Annotated in this window: 15 protein-coding genes; 6 read left to right on the forward strand and 9 right to left on the reverse strand. The window is 71.4% G+C overall.

Features of this window, described 5'->3' with window-relative positions:
- Nucleotides 1–5: 5 nt before the first annotated feature.
- From J4573_RS28190 to J4573_RS28230, 9 genes are all read right to left on the reverse strand, one after another.
- Complete coding sequence (locus tag J4573_RS28190) at nt 6–2,501, reverse strand: alpha-L-rhamnosidase-related protein (RefSeq protein WP_208258919.1); 2,496 nt, start codon at nt 2,499–2,501, stop codon at nt 6–8.
- A 61-nt stretch (nt 2,502–2,562) separates the two neighbouring features.
- Entirely contained in the window at nt 2,563–4,599 is a 2,037-nt protein-coding gene (locus tag J4573_RS28195) for a bifunctional aldolase/short-chain dehydrogenase (protein ID WP_208258920.1), read from the reverse strand.
- The gene (locus tag J4573_RS28200) at nt 4,596–7,736 is read right to left on the reverse strand and encodes a family 78 glycoside hydrolase catalytic domain (RefSeq protein ID WP_208258922.1); all 3,141 of its coding nucleotides are present in this window, start codon (nt 7,734–7,736) and stop codon (nt 4,596–4,598) included. The genes J4573_RS28195 and J4573_RS28200 overlap by 4 nt, the downstream gene beginning before the upstream one ends.
- A 41-nt stretch (nt 7,737–7,777) precedes the next feature.
- Nucleotides 7,778–8,944 carry an L-rhamnose isomerase gene (gene rhaI / locus J4573_RS28205; protein ID WP_208258923.1) on the reverse strand — a complete coding sequence of 389 codons (1,167 nt, stop codon included), beginning with the start codon at nt 8,942–8,944 and terminating at the stop codon, nt 7,778–7,780.
- A 62-nt stretch (nt 8,945–9,006) separates the two neighbouring features.
- Nucleotides 9,007–9,324: an L-rhamnose mutarotase gene (locus J4573_RS28210; protein ID WP_208258924.1), complete on the reverse strand. Its 318-nt coding sequence runs from the start codon at nt 9,322–9,324 to the stop codon at nt 9,007–9,009.
- A gap of 56 nt (nt 9,325–9,380) precedes the next feature.
- Complete coding sequence (rhaS, locus tag J4573_RS28215; RefSeq protein ID WP_208258925.1) at nt 9,381–10,463, reverse strand: rhamnose ABC transporter substrate-binding protein; 1,083 nt, start codon at nt 10,461–10,463, stop codon at nt 9,381–9,383.
- A 34-nt stretch (nt 10,464–10,497) separates the two neighbouring features.
- Nucleotides 10,498–11,496 carry an ABC transporter permease gene (locus J4573_RS28220; RefSeq protein ID WP_208258926.1) on the reverse strand — a complete coding sequence of 333 codons (999 nt, stop codon included), beginning with the start codon at nt 11,494–11,496 and terminating at the stop codon, nt 10,498–10,500.
- Nucleotides 11,486–12,553, reverse strand: a complete 1,068-nt coding sequence (locus J4573_RS28225; protein ID WP_208258927.1) for an ABC transporter permease — start codon at nt 12,551–12,553, stop codon at nt 11,486–11,488. The genes J4573_RS28220 and J4573_RS28225 overlap by 11 nt, the downstream gene beginning before the upstream one ends.
- A gap of 124 nt (nt 12,554–12,677) precedes the next feature.
- Nucleotides 12,678–14,216 (reverse strand): sugar ABC transporter ATP-binding protein, encoded by a 1,539-nt coding sequence (locus J4573_RS28230; protein ID WP_208258928.1) that lies wholly within the window; start codon nt 14,214–14,216, stop codon nt 12,678–12,680.
- Nucleotides 14,217–14,383: 167 nt separating this feature from the next.
- On the opposite strand from J4573_RS28230, the gene J4573_RS28235 reads away from it, so the two are divergent.
- Genes J4573_RS28235 through J4573_RS28260 form a run of 6 tightly spaced genes read left to right on the forward strand, consistent with a single transcriptional unit; the run spans nt 14,384 to nt 20,347 of the window.
- Nucleotides 14,384–15,496: a LacI family DNA-binding transcriptional regulator gene (locus tag J4573_RS28235; protein WP_208258929.1), complete on the forward strand. Its 1,113-nt coding sequence runs from the start codon at nt 14,384–14,386 to the stop codon at nt 15,494–15,496.
- The gene (locus J4573_RS28240) at nt 15,493–16,206 is read left to right on the forward strand and encodes a (Fe-S)-binding protein (protein ID WP_208258930.1); all 714 of its coding nucleotides are present in this window, start codon (nt 15,493–15,495) and stop codon (nt 16,204–16,206) included. The genes J4573_RS28235 and J4573_RS28240 overlap by 4 nt, the downstream gene beginning before the upstream one ends.
- A complete protein-coding gene (locus J4573_RS28245) occupies nt 16,203–17,642 on the forward strand; it encodes a LutB/LldF family L-lactate oxidation iron-sulfur protein (protein ID WP_208258931.1) in 1,440 nt (479 codons plus the stop codon). Before J4573_RS28240 ends, J4573_RS28245 begins: the two co-directional genes overlap by 4 nt.
- Nucleotides 17,639–18,229 (forward strand): LutC/YkgG family protein, encoded by a 591-nt coding sequence (locus J4573_RS28250; RefSeq protein ID WP_208258932.1) that lies wholly within the window; start codon nt 17,639–17,641, stop codon nt 18,227–18,229. The genes J4573_RS28245 and J4573_RS28250 overlap by 4 nt, the downstream gene beginning before the upstream one ends.
- Nucleotides 18,226–19,653: a rhamnulokinase gene (locus J4573_RS28255; RefSeq protein WP_208258933.1), complete on the forward strand. Its 1,428-nt coding sequence runs from the start codon at nt 18,226–18,228 to the stop codon at nt 19,651–19,653. Before J4573_RS28250 ends, J4573_RS28255 begins: the two co-directional genes overlap by 4 nt.
- 25 nt (nt 19,654–19,678) lie before the next feature.
- On the forward strand, nt 19,679–20,347 hold the full coding sequence (locus tag J4573_RS28260; RefSeq protein WP_307796956.1) for a fused DSP-PTPase phosphatase/NAD kinase-like protein: 669 nt from the start codon (nt 19,679–19,681) through the stop codon (nt 20,345–20,347).
- Nucleotides 20,348–20,457 lie beyond the last annotated feature (110 nt).

Below are 20,457 nucleotides of genomic sequence, written 5' to 3' on the forward strand. Positions count from 1 at the left end.
TCCTCTCAGCCTCGGACGGCGGTCAGGGTCGCGGTGCCGGTGAGGCCGGGCACCTGGATCAGGCCGTCGCGGACGACCACGCCCGGCCGCAGCGCCTTGCCCGCGCGCCACACGGTCGTGCCGCCGAGCTCGACCTCGCGGACGCCGTCCGCCGGAACGCCGCCCATCGCCGACGTCGAACGCGGCGCGACGAGCTGGAGGGTGAAGGTGTGACCGCTGGTCTTCCAGGCCGCGGTGATGTCGCCGGCCGGGGTCGGCACCCGGCCCTGGGCCCAGCGCAGCCCGGACGACGGGTGCGGCAGCACGCTGAAGGTCGCGAATCCGCCGCTGGTGGGCGTGACACCGAGGACCTGGTTGGTGAGGAACGAGGTGGGCCCGGCGGCCCAGCCGTGCGCCATGCTCGTGTAGGAGCCAAGACGCGGGGCGCCGTCGGGGTTGACGTTCTCCCAGAGGGTGCCGGGCTTGCCACGTTCCAGCATGGGCGCCCAGGTGCGGCGCAGCAGCGACATCGCGCCGTTGGTGTCGCCCTGGGAGACGTGGGCGAGCAGGGCGCTGTTGGAGACGAACGGGCTGATGTAGCGCGGGACGACGCTGCCGTCCTTGTCGACGGTCAGGTCTCCGTACTTCCCGGCGAGCGAGCCGCCGAAGAACTTCAGGACCGCGTTCGCCCGGTCTCCGGTGGCGACTCCGGACAGGACGGCCATGGCGTTGCCGTCCTGCGGGTGCGCCGCGTCGGAGGGCCCGACCCGGTAGGCGCCGGCCGCCGCGTCCCAGAACTGCTTGTTGACTCCGGCGGCGGTACGGGTGGCCTGCCCGCGGTAGGTCTTGGCGAGCGCTGCGTCCCCCTTGGCCTCGGCCGCCTGCGCCGCCAGCCCGAGGATGCGGACGTAGAGGGAGCTGGTGTAGGTGCCCTTGCCCTCGTTGCCGTAGCCCCAGGTGCCGCCCGCACCCTTGAGGTCGAGGACTCCGTCGCCGTCGGCCTTGGACTCCAGCCACGCCACGTTCTTCTTCATGGCGTCGTACCAGCGGTCCAGGAAGGCCTTGTCGCCGGTGTAGAGGTAGTGCTCCCAGTAGTTCTGCACCCACCACTCGGCGTACTCGCCCCAGCCGAGGTTGTAGCCCTGCTTGTCGGTGAGGAAGAGCCCGGGGATCTGCCCGGAGGCGGCCTGCCCCTTGGCCATGAAGGCCACGGCGTTCTCCGCCGGTCCGGGACGCCCGGTGCTGAGGTAGGACACCACGTCGGAGACGGCGTTGTCGCCGCCCCAGATCATGCGGTCGCGCTTGCCGCCATCGGTGATGACGCTGTCGCCGTCACCGATGATCGCGTCGTTGGTGACCGGCCCCTCCTTGCCGGGGTACGGCCGCCCGGTCTTGGGGTCGATGGTGGCCAGCTGGACGGTGTAAGCGCCGGAGTACCAGAGCCGGTTGAGGGTGTCGTCGCTGGACAGGAACGCACCCTTGTAGCGGGCGGGCGCCGGGTTGGCGGGGTCGGCCGTGAAGTCCAGCCGCAGGTCCGACAGCTTCACCTCGCCCGGTTCGGCAAGGAAGACCATCAGGTAGCGGAAGCCGCCGCGGATCACCGGGTCTGCGACCGTGGAGCGGTCCTTGGCGGCCGTGACGTAGTGCGTCTCGGTCGCCAGCCCGACCGGGTCCTGGCTGTAGTCGGACGAGGTCGTCAGGTACTGCGTGCTCTCGCTGAAGGCCAGCCCGATCTTGGCGTCGCCCTTGAGCGAGTCGGCCCGGAACCGGACCTTCCCGCCGACCTCCTTGCCGAAGTCGTACACCACGTACGGGCGCCCGTAGGCGTCCGACCGCAGCGTCGTCGTCCCGCGCCCGAGTGCGCCGCGCGGGTCGGAGACCGTTCCGCCGTACGGCGCGGCGGTCCGCCCGCCGCCCGCGAGCGTCCAGACCGCGTGGACCCGCGCGCCGTGGCCGGGCGTGTCCATGTTGCGGAACGTCACGTTGATCGAGTCGGCGGACCCGGCCGGGAGCGCGACGTCGTAGTGGACGAGCCCCGACAGGTTGCTCCAGACCCCCGCCTGGGCGCTGTCGGGCTTGCGCTCGTAGACCACCCGGCCGTTGACGAGGACCTGGTAGTGCGAGGTCGGGCTGCCCGCCTCCTCCACGCGCAGCCGGACCTTCTGGCCGCGCGGGACCTTCAGCGTGTAGCCGAACGAGGCTCCCGCCGCGTTCTCCCCCGCCCGCCGCACCTGCACGCCGTCGACCTTGGCGACGGTCGACGATCCGGCGACGAGCGCGTGCCCGTCGGTCTCCGAGGAGGGCGAGGCGGCCGTGACGTAGTCGGCGTTCACGGCGTGCGACTCCGACACCGAGGCCGGCGCGACCACGCGCGACGCCGGGGTCATGACGTAGCGATCGGCGGCGGACAGCGGGGGCAGCCCGAAGCCTGCCGCTTCGGCGGGTGGGGTGAGGGCGGTCGCGGTGACCAGGCCGGTCACTCCGAGGGCGGCGAAGGGAAGCAGGCGGGAGCTCGAACGCATGAAGGTCCTTCCCAGAGGGGGTGGAGGGAGGTTCCGCGGGAGTTCTGGAGGGTCTGCGGGGTCAGCGGAGGAAGGCGGCGGCGACTCCTGCGTCGACGGGGACGTGAAGTCCGGTCGTGTGGGTGAGGTCGCCGCCGGTCAGGGCGAAGACGGCGGCGGCGACGTGCTCGGGCAGCACCTCGCGCTTCAGCAGGGTCCGCTGGGCGTAGAACTCGCCGAGCCTGTCCTCCTCCACGCCGTAGACGGCAGCGCGCTTGGCGCCCCATCCGCCGGCGAAGATGCCCGAGCCGCGCACGACCCCGTCGGGGTTGATGCCGTTGACGCGGATGCCGTGCCCGCCCAGTTCGGCCGCCAGCAGCCGCACCTGGTGGGCCTGGTCGGCCTTGGTGGCGCCGTAGGCGACGTTGTTGGGCCCGGCGAAGACGGCGTTCTTGGAGGAGATGTAGACGATGTCGCCGCCCATGTCCTGCTCGATCATGACGCGGGCGGTCTCGCGGGAGACCAGGAACGAGCCGCGCGCCATCACGTCGTGCTGCAGGTCCCAGTCGGCGACGGTCGTCTCCAGCAGCGGCTTGGAGATCGACAGTCCGGCGTTGTTGACCACCAGGTCGACGCCGCCGAAGGCCAGCACGCCCGCCCGCAGCGCGGCGGCGATCTGGTCCTCGTCGGTGACGTCCACGCCGACGGCGACCGCGACGTCCGCCGAGCCGATCTCGGCGACGACCTTCTCGGCGGCGGCCAGGTCGCGGTCGGCGACGATGACGCACGCGCCCTCGGCGGCCAGGCGGCGCGCGGTGGCCGCGCCGATCCCGGAGCCACCGCCGGTGACCAGCGCGACCCGGGTGGCCAGCGGCTTGGGCGCGGGCATCCGGCGGAGTTTGGCCTCCTCCAGCTCCCAGTACTCGATGCGGAACTTCTCCGACTCGTCGATCGGCGCGTAGGTCGACAGTGCCTCGGCGCCGCGCATCACGTTGATCGCGTTGACGTAGAACTCGCCCGCGACCCGCGCGGTCTGCTTGTTGGCGCCGAAGCTGAACATCCCGACGCCCGGGACCAGCACGATCGCCGGGTCGGCGCCGCGCATCGCCGGGGAGCCGGCGGTGGCGTGGCGCCCGTAGTAGGCCGCGTACTCCTCCCGGTAGGCGGTGTGCAGCTCGCGCAGCCGCGCCGCCGCGTCCTCCAGCGGCGCGTCCGGCGGCAGGTCGAGCACCATCGGCGCGACCTTGGTGCGCAGGAAGTGGTCCGGGCAGGACGTGCCGAGCGCGGCGAGCCGCGGGTGCTCGGCGCGCGAGACGAAGTCCAGGACCTCGTCGCTGTCGGTGTAGTGGCCGACCTGCGGGCGGTCGGTGGAGGCCAGCCCCCGGATCAGCGGGAACAGCTCCGCCGCCCGCGCGTGCCGTTCGGCCTCGGGCAGCGCCGGGTGGACGACCGGCCCGAACGGGTCGGCCTTGCCGTGCTCGGCGATGTAGGCCTCGGCGGCAGCGATGATGTCGAGCGCGTTGGCCTCGCACTCGTCGCTGGTCGCGCCCCAGGCGGTGATCCCGTGGCCGCCGAGGATGACGCCGATGGCCTGCGGGTTCGCCTCCTTGATGGCGGCGATGTCCAGGCCGAGCTGGAAGCCGGGCCGCCGCCACGGCACCCACACCACCCGGTCGCCGAAGATCCGGCGGGTCAGCTCGGGCCCGTCGGCGGCGGTCGCGATCGCGATGCCCGAGTCGGGGTGCAGGTGGTCGACGTGCGCGGAGTCGACCAGGCCGTGCATGGCGGTGTCGATGGACGGCGCGGCCCCGCCCTTGCCGTGCAGGCAGAAGTCGAAGGCCGCGACCATCTCGTCCTCGCGTTCGACGCCCGGGTAGACGCCGGTGAGCGCGCGCAGCCGGTCCAGCCGCAGCACGGCCAGGCCCTTCTCGGTGAGCGTGCCGAGGTCGCCGCCGGAGCCCTTCACCCACATCAGCTCGACGTCGTGGCCGGTCACGGGGTCGGTGACCGAGCCCTTGGCCGAGGCGTTGCCGCCCGCGTAGTTGGTGTTGCGCGGGTCCGCGCCCAGGGTGTGGGCGCGGGCCAGCAGCTGCTCCACCTCGGGTGGAGTGGGCGTCATCGGGTCTCTCCTCTATTTTCCTGGAAGGTGTACGAACCGGAGCCGACGTCATGCGCGGCTCCGCTCGGCAGCGTGACCTTGGCGGTGGCGCCGACCGGGACGTCGACCTTCACCTTCAGCGGGCCGGACGAACGGTCCCAGCGCACCCGCACCGGGCCGTGCGGCGTCTGCGTCGTCGCGTCCACCCACTTCAGGTCGCCGAGCGGGTGCGGGGTGATCGAGATGCGGTCGTAGCCGGGCGAGGCCTGCTGGATGCCGGCCAGGTCGTCGTAGAACCACTCGCCGATCGCGCCGCCCAGGAACACGTGGTCACGGGAGCGCGCGTCGGTGTCCCAGCGCTCCCACAGCGTGGTCGCGCCGTTGCCCAGCCAGTAGCCCCAGCTCGGGTAGGTGCGCTGGTCGGCGACCTTGTAGGCCAGCTCGCCCTGACCGCGCTTGGTCAGCTCGGTGAGCAGGTACTTGGTGCCGAGCGCGCCGGTGTTCAGGTGGTTGCCGCGGTCGGTGATGTCGCGGACGAGACGGGTGGTGAGGGCCTGCTCGGACTCCTTGGGCGCCAGGCCGAGGGCCAGCGAGATCAGCGTCGAGGTCTGGCGGTAGCCCGGGTCGGTCTTGGTGACGTAGGCGTCGCCGCGCAGGAAAGCCTTGTTGTAGGCGTCCCGCATCTTCGCCGCCTCGCCCCGGAACCGGGCCGCGTCGTCGGCGGCGCCGAGGACCTGCGCCACGTCGGCGATGATCATCGAGTTGGAGTAGGTGTAGGCCGTCCCGGCCAGCCGCATGTCCTCGGGGGTGTTGCCGCCGTACCCGGGCGCCAGATAGTCGTTCAGCGTGCTCGGGTACAGGCCCTCGGAGTCGGCCCGCTTCAGCCAGCCGTCCAGGTACTTCTTCATCGCCGGGTAGTTGTCGGCGAGAAGGTCCTTGTCCCCGTACCGCTGGTACATCAGCCACGGGATCACGGTGAACGAGGCGTGCCACGGCGGCGCGTGCCAGCCCGCTCCGAGGCCCCAGCCGTTGTCGGGCACGATCGCCGGGACGAGCCCGTCGGAGCCCTGGCTGTCGCGGTGGTCGGTCATCCACTTGGTGAACGGGCGGCGCAGGTCGAACTCCGACATCTGCATCTCGGCCATCAGCTGGGCGTCGCCGGTCCAGCCGTTCTTCTCGTACATCGGGGTGTCGGTCGGGATGCCGTGCCAGTTGTTGACCACGGTCTGCCGGGTGGCCGCGTTGATCTGGTCGAACATGGCGTTGGAGCTGCGGAACGTGCCGACCGAGCGCAGGTCGGTGTGCACCTCGCGGCCGTCCAGGTCGGCGGCGGTCGGGGCGTCGCCCGGCCAGCCGGTCACCTCGACGTACTGGAAGCCCTTGTAGCTGTAGCGCGACTCCCACGTCTCGGTGCCCGAGCGGCCGGCGAGGGTGTACTCGTCGGTCTGGAAGCGCCCGGTGACGTTGCCGTTGGAGTCCTGCACGGTCCCGTCGGCGTTCAGCTTCTCGCCGTACTTCAGCTTGATCGTGGCGCCCGCCGGGCCGTGCGTGCGGATGCGCGCCCAGCCCGCGATGTTGGTGGGGAGCTTGAAGACGTACGTGCCCGCCTTGGGGCTGGTCACCGCGGTCGGGCGGAGGGTGCCGGTGACCTTGATGGGCTCGTGCTCTTCGGGAACGACGTTGGAGGTGGGAGCGGTCAGGGCCGCGGCGGGCTTCCAGGAGCCGGAGTCGAAGCCGGGCTTGTCCCAGCCGGGCTTCTCCTCGCGGGCGTCGTAGCTCTCGCCGCCGTAGAGGGAGTCGTAGCGGACCGGGCCCTCGGCGTAGCGCCACTGACCGTCGGTGGCGATCGTCTGCGAGGAGCCGTCGGTGTAGGTGACGACGAGCTGGGCGAGCAGGCGCGGCTCAGCGGTCCAGGGCGTCTTGTTCCAGTTCCAGACGTTCTCCTGGGTCATGCCGTAGAAGCCGCGTCCGAGGCGGGCGCCGATGGCGTTGCCGCCGTTGCGGAGCATCTTGGTGACGTCGTGGGTGACGTACTCGACGCGCTTGTCGTAGCGGGTGAAGCCGGGGGCGAGGACCTCGTCGCCAACGCGCTTTCCGTTCAGGCTGAGCTCGGCGTAACCGGCGCCCGCCGCGTACAGGCGTGCCTTGGCGACCTTCTTGCCGGAGAGGGTGAAGTCGCGGCGCAGCAACGGCTCGGGCAGCGTGGGCTTCTCGGGGACGACCTTGCCCCAGGGGCCGCTCCCCCACGCCGCCAGCACCTTGGCCGCCGACCAGGCGGCGTCGTCGAAGTCGGCCGCCTTCCAGTCCCCGGCCGGTTCCTTGTCGGCGGCCTTCCACGAGCCGTCGGTGTCGACGTTCTTGCCGGACAGCTCCAGGCGGCCGAACATGCCCGCCGGGCTCTCCTTGCCGTTGGTGGCCTTGACCGCGATCACGTTGCGGCCCTGGCGGAGCGCGGAGGCGACGTCGACGACGATCGGGCGCCGCCAGTTCTCCTGCGCGGGGTCGGGTTCGCGGCCGCCGACCTCTCTGCCGTTCACCCAGGCGGTGAAGCCGTCGTCGGCGCTCATCGTCAGGCGGGCGGTCTGCGGCACCGTCGCCACGTCGAACGAGCCGCGGAAGTAGCGGTCGCCCGCCGGGGCGCTGCTGGTCGGGTCGCCCTCGGGGAACCAGATCCAGTTGGTCCCGTTCAGGTCGGGCGTGGAGGTCTGCGTGGGCGGGGCGCCGATCCACGAGCCCTTCCAGCCGCCCGTCGCGAGCGCGGTCTCGAACCACGCCTGGTCGGACCAGCCGGTCCAGCGCCCGTCGGCGCCCGCGACCTTGACCTTCCAGAAGTAGCGGGTGGCGGGGGTGAGGGCGGGCCCGGTGTAGCGGACGTCGTACGAGCGGTCGCTCTTCACCTCGCCCGAGTCCCACAGCGTGCGGCCGCCGGCCGACATCGTGATCCGGTAGGCGGTCTGGCGCTGCCCGCGTTCGGACGACCGGAGCACCCAGCCCAGGCGGGGCTTGGCCTCACCGATCGACAGCGGATCGGTGGCGTGCTCGGTCTCCAGGTCGGTGATGCGCAGGGCGTCCCGTGCCGCGGCGTGCGCCGGTACGGCGACCAGAGAGGCGACGACCACCCCGGAGGTGGCGGCGGCGACGGCCGCGCGAGGTCTCACGCGCCGGGGGCTCACGCGCCGGGGTCTCACGCGTCGGGGTCTCACGCGCCCCACCCCGCGGCCTGGCCGTCCTTGCGCTCGTCGATGACGCGCTCGAGGTAGCCAGAGGCCCGGTACGCGGCGATCGGATCGGCGTGCAGGCCCATCTCCTCGCGCAGCTCGGCCAGCAGCGGGCGCACGTCGGTGTTGTAGGCGTCCATGTAGACCGCGTTCGCGCCCAGCACGTCACCGGCGTTCTGCGCGGCGCGCAGCGCGTCCACGTCGACCAGCAGCGCCTTGGCGGTGGCCTCCTGCACGTTCATCACCGAGCGGATCTGGCCCTGGATCTTCGGCTCGATGTTGTGGCACTGGTCGAGCATGAACGCCACGCCCGTCGCCGGGTCGTACCCGCCGCCCCGCACCACCTCGTGCATGATCCGGAACAGCTGGAACGGGTCGGCCGCGCCCACCATCAGGTCGTCGTCGGCGTAGAAGCGGGAGTTGAAGTCGAAGCCGCCGAGCTTCCCCTCGCGCAGCAGGAACGCCACGATGAACTCGATGTTGGTGCCCGGCGCGTGGTGGCCGGTGTCGACGACGACCTGTGCCTTGGGGCCGAGCTTCAGGCAGTGGGCGTACGAGGTGCCCCAGTCCGGCAGGTCGGTGGCGTAGAACGCGGGCTCGAACAGCTTGTACTCCAGCAGGAACCGCTGGTCGTCGCCGAGCCGCTCGTACACCGCCGCCAGCGCCTCGGCCATCCGGTCCTGCCGGGCGCGCAGGTCGTCCTGGCCGGGGTAGTTGGTGCCGTCGGAGAACCACAGCTTCAGGTCGTTCGAGCCGACCTCGTCCATGATGTCGACGCACGCCAGCAGGTGCCCGAGTGCCTTCTTGCGGATCGCCGGGTCGGGGTTGGTGACGCTGCCCAGCATGTAGTCGTCGTCCTGGAAGACGTTGGTGTTGACCGCCCCGATGCGCACCCCCTTGTCGCGGGCGTGCGCGGCGAGCGCGGCGTAGTCGTCGACGGCGTCCCAGGGGATGTGGATCGCGACCGAGGGGGCGACGCCGGTGTAGCGGTGCACCTGGGCGGCATCGTCGATCTTCTCCTGCGGGGTGCGGGGCACGCCCGCCTGAGCGAAGACCTTGAACCGGGTGCCGGAGTTCCCGTACGCCCACGAGGGGGTCTCGATGTGCTGGCGGCGCAGGGCGTCCTTCACCGCGCTGATGTCTGTCACGGTCGTGCGTCTCCGATCTTCTAGTCCAGGTGGAAGATCTGCTGGTCGAAGTGGAAGACCTGCTAGTCGAGGTGGAAGACCTCGGTGAGCGGCCGCATCCCCTCGTCGGGGCGGCCGTCCAGGTCCTCGAAGAACGGCGCCATCTCCGCCTGCCAGCGGGCGTTGACGTCGGTACGGGCCATCCCGGCCTGAGCGGCCTCGAGGTCGTCGGTCTCGAAGTAACCGACCAGCAGGCCGTCGTCACGCAGGAAGAGCGAGTAGTTGTGCCATCCGGTGTCGCGGAGGGCGGCGAGCATGTCGGGCCAGACCGCCTGGTGGCGTCGCTTGTACTCCTCCAGGCGGTCCTGCCTGACCTTCAGCAGAAAACAGACCCGCTGCATGTTCCTCCCGAGGGGGGGACGACCCCCCACGCCCCCCCGACCGACTTCGTCGGCATTTAGAAGTGGAACTCGTCGATGTTCTTGGCATCGAAGACGGTCGGCGGGCCGAGGATCACCTCGCCGTCGGCGCCGATGGTGCGGTCACCGAGCTTGCCGGCCTTGAACGTCTGGCCCTGGGCGCCGGTGATCTGCCCGGACGAGAGCGCGGCGGCGGCGTAGGAGGCCAGGTAGCCGAGGTCCTTGGGGTTCCAGAGCGCGAACTGCTTGACCGTGCCGTCCTTGACGAACTTGCGCATCTGGTCGGGCGTGCCGAGGCCGGTCACCGCGACCTTGCCCTTGTACTTGGAGCCGGAGATGTAGCGGGCCGCGGCGGCGATGCCGACCGTGGTCGGGGCGATGATGCCCTTCAGGTTCGGGTAGGCCTGCAGCAGTCCCTGGGTCTGCTGGAACGACTTCTGGTCGTCGTCGTCACCGTAGGCGACCTTGACGAGCTTCAGCCCAGAGTACTCGGGCTTCTTCAGCTCGTCCTGCATGAACTTGATCCAGGTGTTCTGGTTGGTGGCGTTGGCCGTCGCGGACAGGATCGCGATGTCGCCCTTGCCGCCGAGCTGCTCGGACACCATCTTGATCTGACTGCGGCCGATCTCCTCCGAGCTCGCCTGGTTGATGAACAGGTTGCGGCAGTCCTTGGCGGTGTCGGAGTCGTACGCGACGATCTTGATCTTCTTGGCCATGGCCTGCTTGAGCGGGCCGCACACCGCGTTCTCGTCGTTGGCCGCGATGAGGATGGCGTCGTGCTGCTGCTGGATCAGGGTGTTGATGTAGGAGACCTGCGAGGAGGCCGAGGCGTCGGACGGGCCGACCTCCTTGGCCGACCCGCTGAACTCGCCGGCCGCGGCGATGCCCGCGTCGTCGACGATCTTCTCGTACGGGTTGTTGACCTGCTTGGGCAGGAACGCCAGCTTCAGGCCCTTCTTCAGGGGCGCGTTCGGGTCGGCCTTGGCGGTGGCGCCCGCGGGGGCCGCACCGCCGGAGTCTTCGGAGGACTTCTTGGTGGTGCCGCCGCACGCGGCGAGACCGAGGGCCAGCGCTGTGGCGGTGGCGAGGGCGCGTACGGGCATGCGCGATCGAACGGTCATCGTCGTTGCCTTTCAGGGGGTGGGAGAGGGAAGGTCAGGGGGTCGCGGCCGCGCCCGCGGCCAGCGCCTGTCTCCGGTCGCGGATCTCGCGGACTACGGCGATCAGGCGGGGCGTGAGCACGGACACGATGAGCAGCAGGCCGGTGACGATCGACTGGATCTCGGTCGAGACGTCGTTCAGCATGAGCAGGTTGCGGAGGATGCCGATCAGCAGCACGGCGGCGATGACGCCGCCGAGGGTGCCCTTGCCGCCGTCGAAGTCGACGCCGCCGAGCAGCACCGCCGCGATCACGGTGAGTTCGAGGCCGAGGCCGTTGTCGGCGCGGGCGCTGCCGTAGCGCAGCGTGAAGACGATGCCGGCGAACCCGGCGACCAGGCCCGACACCGCGAACAGCACGAGCTTGATCCGCTTGACCCGGATACCGGCGAAGTAGGCGGCGTCCTCCTGGGCGCCGATCGCGAACATCGCCCGGCCCGCGCCGGTCGCGTGCAGGGTGATGGCGGTGGCGATCGCGAGCACGGCGAAGAACGCGATCGGATAGGGGATGAAGGTGCCGGGGATCGACTTGGTGGCCAGGTCGGAGTACTGCTGCGGGAACTGCGAGACCGCCTCGGTCCCGAGCGTCACGTACGCCAGCCCCCGGTAGAGGGTCAGCGTGCCGATCGTCACCGCCAGCGACGGCAGTCCCAGCCTGGTGACCAGCAGGCCGTTCACCAGCCCGCAGACCAGCCCGACCAGCAGCACCAGCGGGATGATCGTCTCGATCGACATGCCGCCGTCCCACAGCTTGCCGGTGAGCGCGCTGCACAGGCCGAGCACCGAGGCGACCGACAGGTCCACCTGGCCGCAGACCACCAGCATCGTCATCGGCAGCGCGATCAGCGCGATCTCCGACAGGTCGCCGAGCGCGAACGAGAGGTTGTCGCTGTTGGCGAAGTCCGGGGAGAACCCGGCGCCGGAGGCGAAGACCAGGACCAGCAGCAGGGTGACCGCGGTCTCCCAGCGCACGAGGTTGCGGGCCTCAAGCCGCATCGCGCGTCCTCCTCATCTTGCGGCCGCGCGCTCTCAGCACGCGGGTGACGCGCAGCGCCAGCAGGCGGTCGACCGTGATGGCCAGCAGCAGGAGCACGCCGGTGATGGCGTCCTGCCAGAACGGGGTGACCTTCAGCACCACCAGCACGCTGCCGATGGTGGTGAGCAGCAGGGCGCCGAGCGCGGCGCCGTAGACCGTGCCGGTGCCGCCGACGATGGCGACGCCGCCGACCACGACCGCGCTGACGACCTTGAGCTCCCAGCCGTGCGCGGCGTCGGCGACGACCGTGCCGAACCGGGCCAGCCACAGCACTCCGGCGAGGCCCGCCAGGCCGCCGCTCACCAGGTAGGCGGTCAGCACGCGGCGGCGGATCGGGACGCCCGCCAGGCTCGCGGCCTCGGGACTCGACCCGATGGCGTAGAACTCGCGGCCGGAGGAGTAGGAGCGCAGGTAGAAGCCGATGACCAGCATCACGAGCACGGTGATGATCGGCAGGTAGGGGATGCCGAGCACCGCGTCGTTGCCGAGGCTGAGCAGCGCGGACGGCAGGTCGGCCGCGCCGATCTGCTCGCCGTGCGCGATGTAGTGGTCCAGGCCCTGGATCACGTACAGCGTGCCGAGCGTGACGACCAGCGCCGGGACCTTGCAGAAGCTGACGAGCAGGCCGTTCACCAGCCCGCACGCGAGCCCGATCGCGACGCCGACCAGCGCGATCAGCACCAGGTTGCGGTCGCCGGACGAGGCGTACTTGCCGCTGACGAACGCGACGAGCCCGACGACCGAGCCGACCGACAGATCGATGTTGCGGGTGACCACGACCATGGTCTGGCCGACGGCGAGCAGCGCCAGGATGGAGGCGTTCAGGAAGATGTCCTTGACGCCCTGCTCGGACAGGAAGCGCGGGTTGGCGATCGTGGTGGCGACCACCAGGACGATCAGGGCGCCGAGGATGCTGAGCTCGCGGGCGCGCAGCACCATGTCGACCAGGCGGCGGCCGCCTCCGGCGGGTCCGCCCGCGTCGCCCGGCTTGGCCGGGGACTGGGTGAGCACGGTCATGGGGCCTCCTGGCCTGGACTGAGGAGCGCAGGGAGCGCAGCGACCGGAGTGACGAGGGAAGGCCAGGAGTCGGCGCCCCATGACCCGGAGCGGCGGAGCCGCGACCATGAGCACGTCATGTCCTTCAGGCCGCCTTTCCGTTGCCGGTCCGGCCGGTCGCGGCGGCCATCACGCTCTCCTCGGTCGCGTCCGCGCGCGGGATCTCGGCGGTGAGCCGGCCCTCGTGCATGACCAGCACGCGGTCGGCCATGCCGATCACCTCGGGCAGGTCGGAGGAGATCATGAGGACGGCCAGGTCCTCGGCGGCCAGTTCCGACAGCAGCCGGTGGACCTCGGCCTTGGTGCCGACGTCGATGCCGCGGGTCGGCTCGTCCACGATGAGGACGGTCGGCTCGGTGGCCAGCCACTTGGCGAGCACGACCTTCTGCTGGTTGCCGCCCGACAGCACGCCGACGGTGTCGGTCAGCCGGGCGTACTTCAGCTGGAGGCGCAGCGCCCAGTCCTTGGCGCGGTCGCGTTCGACCGACTGCGAGATCAGCGGGCCGCGCCCGGTGGCGCGGCGCAGCGAGCGCAGCTGGGTGAGGCCGATGTTGCGTTCGATGGACATCTCCATCACCAGGCCCTGCTGGCGGCGGTCCTCGGGAACGAGCGCGAGCCCGGCCGCCATCGCGGCGGTGGGGCTGGCGGCGGGCAGGCGCCGTCCGGCGACCTCGACGTTCCCGGCGTCCCAGCGGTCCACGCCGAAGATCGCGCGGGCGACCTCGCTGCGGCCCGCGCCGACCAGCCCGGCCAGCGCGACGATCTCGCCGCGCCGGACCTCGAAGGAGATGTCGGTGAAGACGCCCTCGCGGGTGAGGCGGGAGACCTTGAGCGCGACCTCGCCTGGCGTGACGTCCTGCTTGGGGTAGAGCGCGTCCAGGTCGCGGCCGACCATGCGGCGGACCAGGTCGTCGGGGGTGAGCCCGTCGACGGGCTCGGTGGCGATGTGGGAGCCGTCGCGCAGGGTGGTGACCCGCTGGCAGAGCTCGAAGATCTCGTCCAGCCGGTGCGAGATGAACAGGATCGCGCAGCCCTGCTCCTGCAGCGTGCGCGTGACCGCGAAGAGGCGCGCGACCTCCTGGCCGGTCAGGGCGGCGGTCGGCTCGTCCATGATGAGCACCCGCGCGTCCCGGGAGATGGCCTTGGCGATCTCGACGACCTGCTGGTCGGCGATCGACAGGCCGCGTGCGGGCTGGCGCGGGTCGAGGGCGACGCCGAGCCGTTCGAACAGCTTGGCGGTCTCGGCGTGCACGGCCTTGCGGTCGATGCGGCCCAGCCCGGTGCGCGGCTGGCGGCCCATGAAGATGTTCTCGGCGACCGACAGGTCGGGGAAGAGCGTCGGCTCCTGGTAGATGACCGCGACGCCCGCGGCCTGGGCGTCGGCGGGCCCGTGGAAGTCGACCGGCTCGCCGTCCACGCGGACCTGACCGAGGTCGGGGCGGTGGACGCCTGCGAACGTTTTTACGACGGTGGACTTGCCGGCGCCGTTCTCTCCCGCCAGCGCGTGCACCTCGCCCGCGTGGAGCTCCAGCGTGACGTCCCGCAGGGCCTGCACGGCACCGAACGACTTGCTCACATTGACCAGTGCCAATGTCGGCGGCGCCGACGGGGCGGAGGCACTCATGGCGACCCTCCTCGCGGGGGGTGTCGAGGACACTTGGATGAAAAACGTTTTAACTCTGACGTTGCGATGGACGCTAGATGTGGGCCACGCCACTCGTCAAGACCCCCCTGATCGCAGGGTTTCTGTCTCTGGAGATCATCAAGTTGGGGTTGACACGTTTTAACCGGATGACTCAGAGTGAGCCGCGGAACCAGCGCATCGACCAGCGCATCGACCGGGGGCACAGAGTGAGCACAGACGACACCGGCCACCGCGGCGCGGTGGGCATCAAGCAGGTGGCGCGGCACGCCGGCGTCTCCCCCGGCACCGTCTCCAACGTGCTGAACCGCCCCGAGCGGGTGGCCGCCGCGACCCGGGAACGGGTGGAGGCCGCCATCCGCGAGCTCGGCTTCGTCCGCAACGGCTCGGCGTCCACGCTGCGCGCCGGGCACAGCAGCACGATCGGCCTGATGGTCCTGGACCTGGCCAACCCGTTCTTCACCGACCTGGCCCGCGGCGTCGAGGACGTCGCCAGCGAGCGCGGCTACGCGGTGATCCTGTCGTCCTCGGGCGAGTCCGACGAGCGCGAGCGCCGCAACATCCGCGTCTTCGCCGAGCAGCGCGTGCGCGGCGTCCTGGTCACGCCGGTCGGCGACGACGGCGAGAAGGCCGACCTGCTGCGCGAACGCAACGTCCCGGTCGTGCTGCTCGACCACCCGACGCCGCGCGCGAACCAGTGCTCGGTCGCCGTGGACGACGTGGCGGGCGGCGAGCTCGCCGTCGGCCACCTGCTCGCCTCCGGGGCCCGCACGCTGGCGTTCGTCACCGGGCCCGCCGCGCTGCGGCAGTGCGTCGACCGGCGCAAGGGCGCGCTCCGGGCGCTGCGCGCGGCGGGGCTGAACCGCGAGGCGATGCGCGAGCTGACCGTTCCGGCGATGAACGCGCGGGCCGGTCAGGAGGCCGCACGGCGGCTGCTGGACGACGACGGGCCGCTGCCCGACGCGATCTTCTGCGCGAACGACCTGCTGGCGCTCGGCGTGCTGCGGGTGCTGCTCCAGGCGGGCCTGAAGGTGCCGTCGGACGTCGCGCTGATCGGCTACGACGACATCGAGTTCTCGGCGGCGGCCGCGGTCCCGCTGAGCTCGGTGCGCCAGCCGACCTACCAGCTCGGCCGGATCGCCACCGAGCTGCTGCTGGAGGAGTGCGACGACGCCGAGGGCCACGCGCACCAGCAGGTCATGTTCCAGCCCGAGCTGGTCGTGCGCGAATCGAGCCGGGAGCTCGACGGAGCCCTCGGATGAAGATCGGGCTCTTCGTCACGTGCGTGAACGACACGATGTTCCCGCGTACGGGGATGGCGGTCGTCGCGCTGCTGCGGCGGCTCGGGCACGAGGTGGAGTTCCCGGTGGCACAGACGTGCTGCGGGCAGATGCACCTCAACACCGGCTACCGCGCCCAGGCCGTCCCGCTCGTCGAGGGCTTCGCGTCGGCGTTCGCCGGCTACGACGCGGTGGTGACCCCGTCGGCGTCGTGCGCGGCGATGGTGCGCGACTGGCATCCCCGGCTGGTCCCGGGTTCGGCGGAGGTCGCGTCGCGGGTGTACGAGTTGTCGGAGCTCCTCGTCGACGTGCTCGGGGTCACCGATGTCGGCGCGTACTTCCCGCACCGCGTGACCTACCACCCGACCTGCCACTCGCTGCGGATGCTGCGCATCGGCGACCGGCCGCTGAGGCTCCTGCGCGAGGTGCGCGGCATCGACCTGGTCGAGCTGCCCGACGCCGAGGAGTGCTGCGGGTTCGGCGGCACGTTCGCGCTCAAGAACTCCGACGTGTCCGCCGCGATGGCCGCGGACAAGGTCGCCGACGTCCGCGGCACCGGGGCGGACACGCTGTGCGCCGCCGACAACTCCTGCCTGATGCACATCGGCGGCACGCTGAGCCGCACCGGCGCGGGCGTACGGCCCGTTCATCTCGCCGAGATCCTCGCCGCCACCGAGGAGGACACGTCATGACCATGCCGACCTACCTCGGGATGCCCGCGTTCCCGCAGGCGGCGCGGGAGGCCGTGAACGACTCGCGGCTGCGCGCCAACCTCGCCCACGCCACGACCACCATCCGCGGCCGCCGCGCCGGGGCCGTCGCCGAGCTGGACGACTGGGCGGCGCTGCGCGAGTCCGGCAAGCAGATCAAGGACCACGTTCTGGCGAACCTCGGCCACTACCTGCGGCTGCTGGAGGAACGGGTCACCGAGGCGGGCGGCACCGTTCACTGGGCGCGCGACGCCGACGAGGCCAACCGCATCGTGACGGGCCTGGTGAAGGCCACCGGCGAGACCGAGGTCGTCAAGGTCAAGTCGATGGCCACCCAGGAGATCGGCCTGAACGAGGCGCTCGCCGAGGCGGGCATCTCCGCCTACGAGACCGACCTCGCCGAGCTGATCGTGCAGCTCGGCGACGACCGGCCGTCGCACATCCTGGTCCCCGCCATCCACCGCAACCGGTCGGAGATCCGCGACATCTTCCTGGAGAAGATGCCGGACGTCCCCGAAGGCCTGACCGACTCCCCCGCCGAGCTGGCCGAGGCCGCCCGCCTCCACCTGCGGGCCCGGTTCCTGTCGGCCAAGGTCGGGATCTCCGGCGTCAACTTCGCCGTGGCCGACACCGGGACCCTCGTGGTGCTGGAGTCGGAGGGCAACGGCCGCATGTGCCTGACGCTCCCCGAGACGCTGATCTCGGTGATGGGCATCGAGAAGATCGTGCCGAGCTGGCGGGATCTCGAGGTCTTCCTCCAGCTGCTTCCCCGGTCGTCCACGGCCGAGCGGATGAACCCGTACACCTCGTCCTGGACGGGCCCGGCGGAGGGCGACGGGCCGCGCGACTTCCATCTGGTCCTGCTGGACAACGGCCGTACGGCGACGCTGGCCGACGAGGTGGGGCGGCAGGCGCTGCGCTGCATCCGCTGCTCGGCCTGCCTGAACGTGTGCCCGGTCTACCAGCGTGCGGGCGGCCACGCCTACGGGTCGCCCTACCCGGGACCGATCGGCGCGATCCTCTCACCGCAGATCCGGGGCATCGGATCGGAGGTGGACGCCTCGCTGCCGTACGCGTCGTCGCTGTGCGGCGCGTGCTTCGACGCCTGCCCGGTCGCCATCGACATCCCCGAGGTGCTGGTGCATCTGCGCGCCCGTGCCGTCGAGCAGGGGCCGCGACATCCGCTGGAGCGGACGGCGATGAAGGCGGCGGGCTGGACCCTGCGTTCGCCACGCCGGCTCGCGCTGGCGCAACGGGCGGCGTCGCTCGGCCGCCTGGTCGTCGGGCGCGGGCCGAACGGCCGGATCCGACGGCTGCCCGGGCCGCTGAAGGCCTGGACCAAGACCCGTGACGTGCCCGTTCCCCCGGCCGAGTCGTTCCGCGCCTGGTGGGCCAGGACGGACGGAGGCCGCAAGTGAGCGCCCGCGAAGAGATCCTGGCCCGGATCGAGCGAGTGGTCCCGACCCGGGACGCCGCCGAGATCTCCGCCTCCTACGACCGGATCGAACGCGCCTACCTGCGGCACCACCACGAGGACGGCATCGTCGACCTGTTCGTGGAACGCGCCGCCGACTACCGCGCGACCGTACGCCAGGTGAACGAAGCCGACCTCCCGCAAGCGATCGCCGAGGTGCTGGCGGGCTGGCCCGAGGGCCGCCTGTCCGTTCCCGACGATCTCCCGGCCGCCTGGCTCGGCCCCACCCCGCCGACCGTGGACGGAGCAGTCAGCGGCTGCGCCGTCGCGATCGCCGAGACCGGCACGATCGTGCTCGACCACGGCGCGGCCCAAGGTCGCCGGGCGCTCTCCCTCATCCCCGACCGCCACCTCGTGATCGTTTCCGCGGAGCAGATCGCGCCCGACGTCCCCGAGGCGCTGGAACGCCTGGACCCGCGCCGCCCGCTCACCTTCGTCTCCGGCCCGTCCGCCACCAGCGACATCGAGCTGTCGCGGGTCGAGGGCGTGCACGGCCCCCGCGTCCTGGAAGTCCTGGTCGTCCTCTCATGAGCATCGCCACGTTCGCCGCCGTCGACCTGGGCGCCTCCAGCGGGCGCGTCATGAGCGCGCGCGTCGGTCCCGGAACGCTCGACCTGACCGAGGTGCGGCGCTTCCCGAACCGCCCGGTCCGAGTCGCCGGAACGCTCCACTGGGACATCCTCGGCCTGTACGGCAACATCCTGGACGGCCTCCGCGCCGCCCCCCGCGACCTGGTCTCGGTGGGGATCGACTCGTGGGCCGTCGACTACGGCCTGCTGGACGAGACCGGCGCGCTGCTCGGCAACCCGGTCCACTACCGCGACTCCCGTACCGACGGCGTGATGGACCGCGTCCGGGCCGAGCTGGGCGACGAGATCCTCTACCAGACGTCCGGCCTGCAGTTCCTGCCGTTCAACACCGTCTACCAGCTGCTGGCCGCCGACCTGGACCAGGCCCGCACGCTCCTGCTCGTCCCCGACCTGCTGGCCTACTGGCTGACCGGCGAGATCGGCGCCGAGCGCACCAACGCCTCGACGACCGGCCTGCTGGACGTCCGCGAAGGCAACTGGTCCCGCACGCTCCTCGACCGCCTGGGCCTCCCCCGGGATCTCCTCCCCGACCTCCGCGAGCCCGGCGACGTCATCGGCACGCTGCGCCCCGACGTCGCGACCGAGACGGGCCTTTCGCTGCCCGTCACGGCCGTCGGCTCGCACGACACCGCCTCCGCCGTGGCCGCCGTCCCGGCCGCAGGCGACCGCTTCGGCTACATCTCGTGCGGAACGTGGTCGCTGGTCGGCGTCGAGCTGCCGCTTCCCGTTCTGACCGCCCAGAGCCGCGAGGCCAACTTCACCAACGAGCGCGGCATCGACGGAACGGTCCGCTACCTGCGCAACGTGATGGGGCTCTGGCTGCTCCAGGAGTGCTTGCGCGCCTGGGACTCCCCCGACCTGGGCGACCTGCTCGCTGCCGCCGCCGATGTTCCGCCCCTGCGTTCGGTCATCGACGCCGACGACCCCGCGTTCCTCCCGCCGGGCGACATGCCCGCCCGCATCGCCGAACACTGCAGACTTCGCGGAACCCCCATCCCCGAGACCCGCGCCGAGATCGTCCGCTGCGTCCTGGACAGCCTCGCGCTCGCCCACCGCGCCGCCCTGCGCCAGGCCGCCGAACTGTCCGGCCGCCCCGTCGAGGTGGTGCACCTGGTCGGCGGCGGCAGCCGCAACGAACTGCTCTGCCGCCTCACCGCCGACGCCTGCGGCCTCCCGGTCGTCGCCGGTCCCGTCGAGGCCACCGCCCTGGGCAACGTGCTGGTCCAGGCCCGTTCACACGGGTCCATCGGCTCGCTCGCCGACATGCGCTCCCTGATCGCCCGCACCCAGGAGCTCCGCCGCTACGAGCCGAGCGGCGACGAACGAGCCTGGTCAGAAGCGGCCGCTCGGGTCGGCCTGAGCTGACCGGCGCCGGGGTTAGTCTCGGACCGTGCATCTCCCACGCCCACGCTTGCGCGTTCTCGGCTGGATCATCCTGGCCGGTCTGACCGGCTACGCGCTCTCCTGGGCCGGAGTGAGCCTGAGCGTGCTGGCGATGACCACGTCGGCGCGGGCCTCCGAGCAGGGCCCCCGCCCCGCTCCCGTCCCCGGCATCCGCAACTTCGCCCAGGTAGACGCACACCTGTGGCGGGGCGGCGCGCCCACCGCCGAGGGCTACCGCGAACTGGCCGCACGCGGCGTTCGCACCGTCGTCGACCTACGCGCCGAGGATCTCCCTCCCGCCGTCCGCGAAATGCCGATCCGGGCAGGCCTGACCGTGGTCCACCTGCCGATCCGCGACGGCCAGGTCCCCACGTCCGCCCAGGTCAACGAATTCCTGGCGACCGTAGGAGACGCCCAGGGCCCGGTCTTCGTGCATTGCGGCGCCGGCGTAGGCCGTACAGGCTCAATGTCGGCCGCCTATCTAGTAGCGACCGGCCAGACCGACGCCGCCGAGGCCACACTGCGCAGCCTCGCCATCGGACCTCCCACCATGGAGCAGATCGCGTTCATGCGCGGCCTCAAGGGACACCAGATCCACCGCCCACCCTTGGCCGTGGTCGCGTTCAGCCGGATCGCCGACTCCCCCCGCCGCTCCTGGTCCCGCCTGGGGTTGTGACCAAAACCCGGGATTGAGCACTCCCAAAATCCCCCGCACGGAACCCTTACCTCCTCGCCAGCCGTCAGCACACCTCCCGACCTGCACCAACGCACACGTACACCCCCGAG

This window comes from Actinomadura barringtoniae (assembly GCF_017573505.1).
Taxonomy (GTDB): Bacteria; Actinomycetota; Actinomycetes; order Streptosporangiales; family Streptosporangiaceae; genus Spirillospora; species Spirillospora barringtoniae.

Bases quoted from the DNA above. Each gene is read 5' to 3' on its own strand.
- J4573_RS28190 (WP_208258919.1), bottom strand. From the start codon at position 2,501: ATGCGTTCGAGCTCCCGCCTGCTTCCCTTCGCCGCCCTCGGAGTGACC.
- J4573_RS28195 (WP_208258920.1), bottom strand. From the start codon at position 4,599: ATGACGCCCACTCCACCCGAGGTGGAGCAGCTGCTGGCCCGCGCCCAC.
- J4573_RS28210 (WP_208258924.1), bottom strand. From the start codon at position 9,324: ATGCAGCGGGTCTGTTTTCTGCTGAAGGTCAGGCAGGACCGCCTGGAG.
- rhaS (WP_208258925.1), bottom strand. From the start codon at position 10,463: ATGACCGTTCGATCGCGCATGCCCGTACGCGCCCTCGCCACCGCCACA.
- J4573_RS28220 (WP_208258926.1), bottom strand. From the start codon at position 11,496: ATGCGGCTTGAGGCCCGCAACCTCGTGCGCTGGGAGACCGCGGTCACC.
- J4573_RS28225 (WP_208258927.1), bottom strand. From the start codon at position 12,553: ATGACCGTGCTCACCCAGTCCCCGGCCAAGCCGGGCGACGCGGGCGGA.
- J4573_RS28230 (WP_208258928.1), bottom strand. From the start codon at position 14,216: ATGAGTGCCTCCGCCCCGTCGGCGCCGCCGACATTGGCACTGGTCAAT.
- J4573_RS28235 (WP_208258929.1), top strand. From the start codon at position 14,384: ATGACTCAGAGTGAGCCGCGGAACCAGCGCATCGACCAGCGCATCGAC.
- J4573_RS28240 (WP_208258930.1), top strand. From the start codon at position 15,493: ATGAAGATCGGGCTCTTCGTCACGTGCGTGAACGACACGATGTTCCCG.
- J4573_RS28245 (WP_208258931.1), top strand. From the start codon at position 16,203: ATGACCATGCCGACCTACCTCGGGATGCCCGCGTTCCCGCAGGCGGCG.
- J4573_RS28255 (WP_208258933.1), top strand. From the start codon at position 18,226: ATGAGCATCGCCACGTTCGCCGCCGTCGACCTGGGCGCCTCCAGCGGG.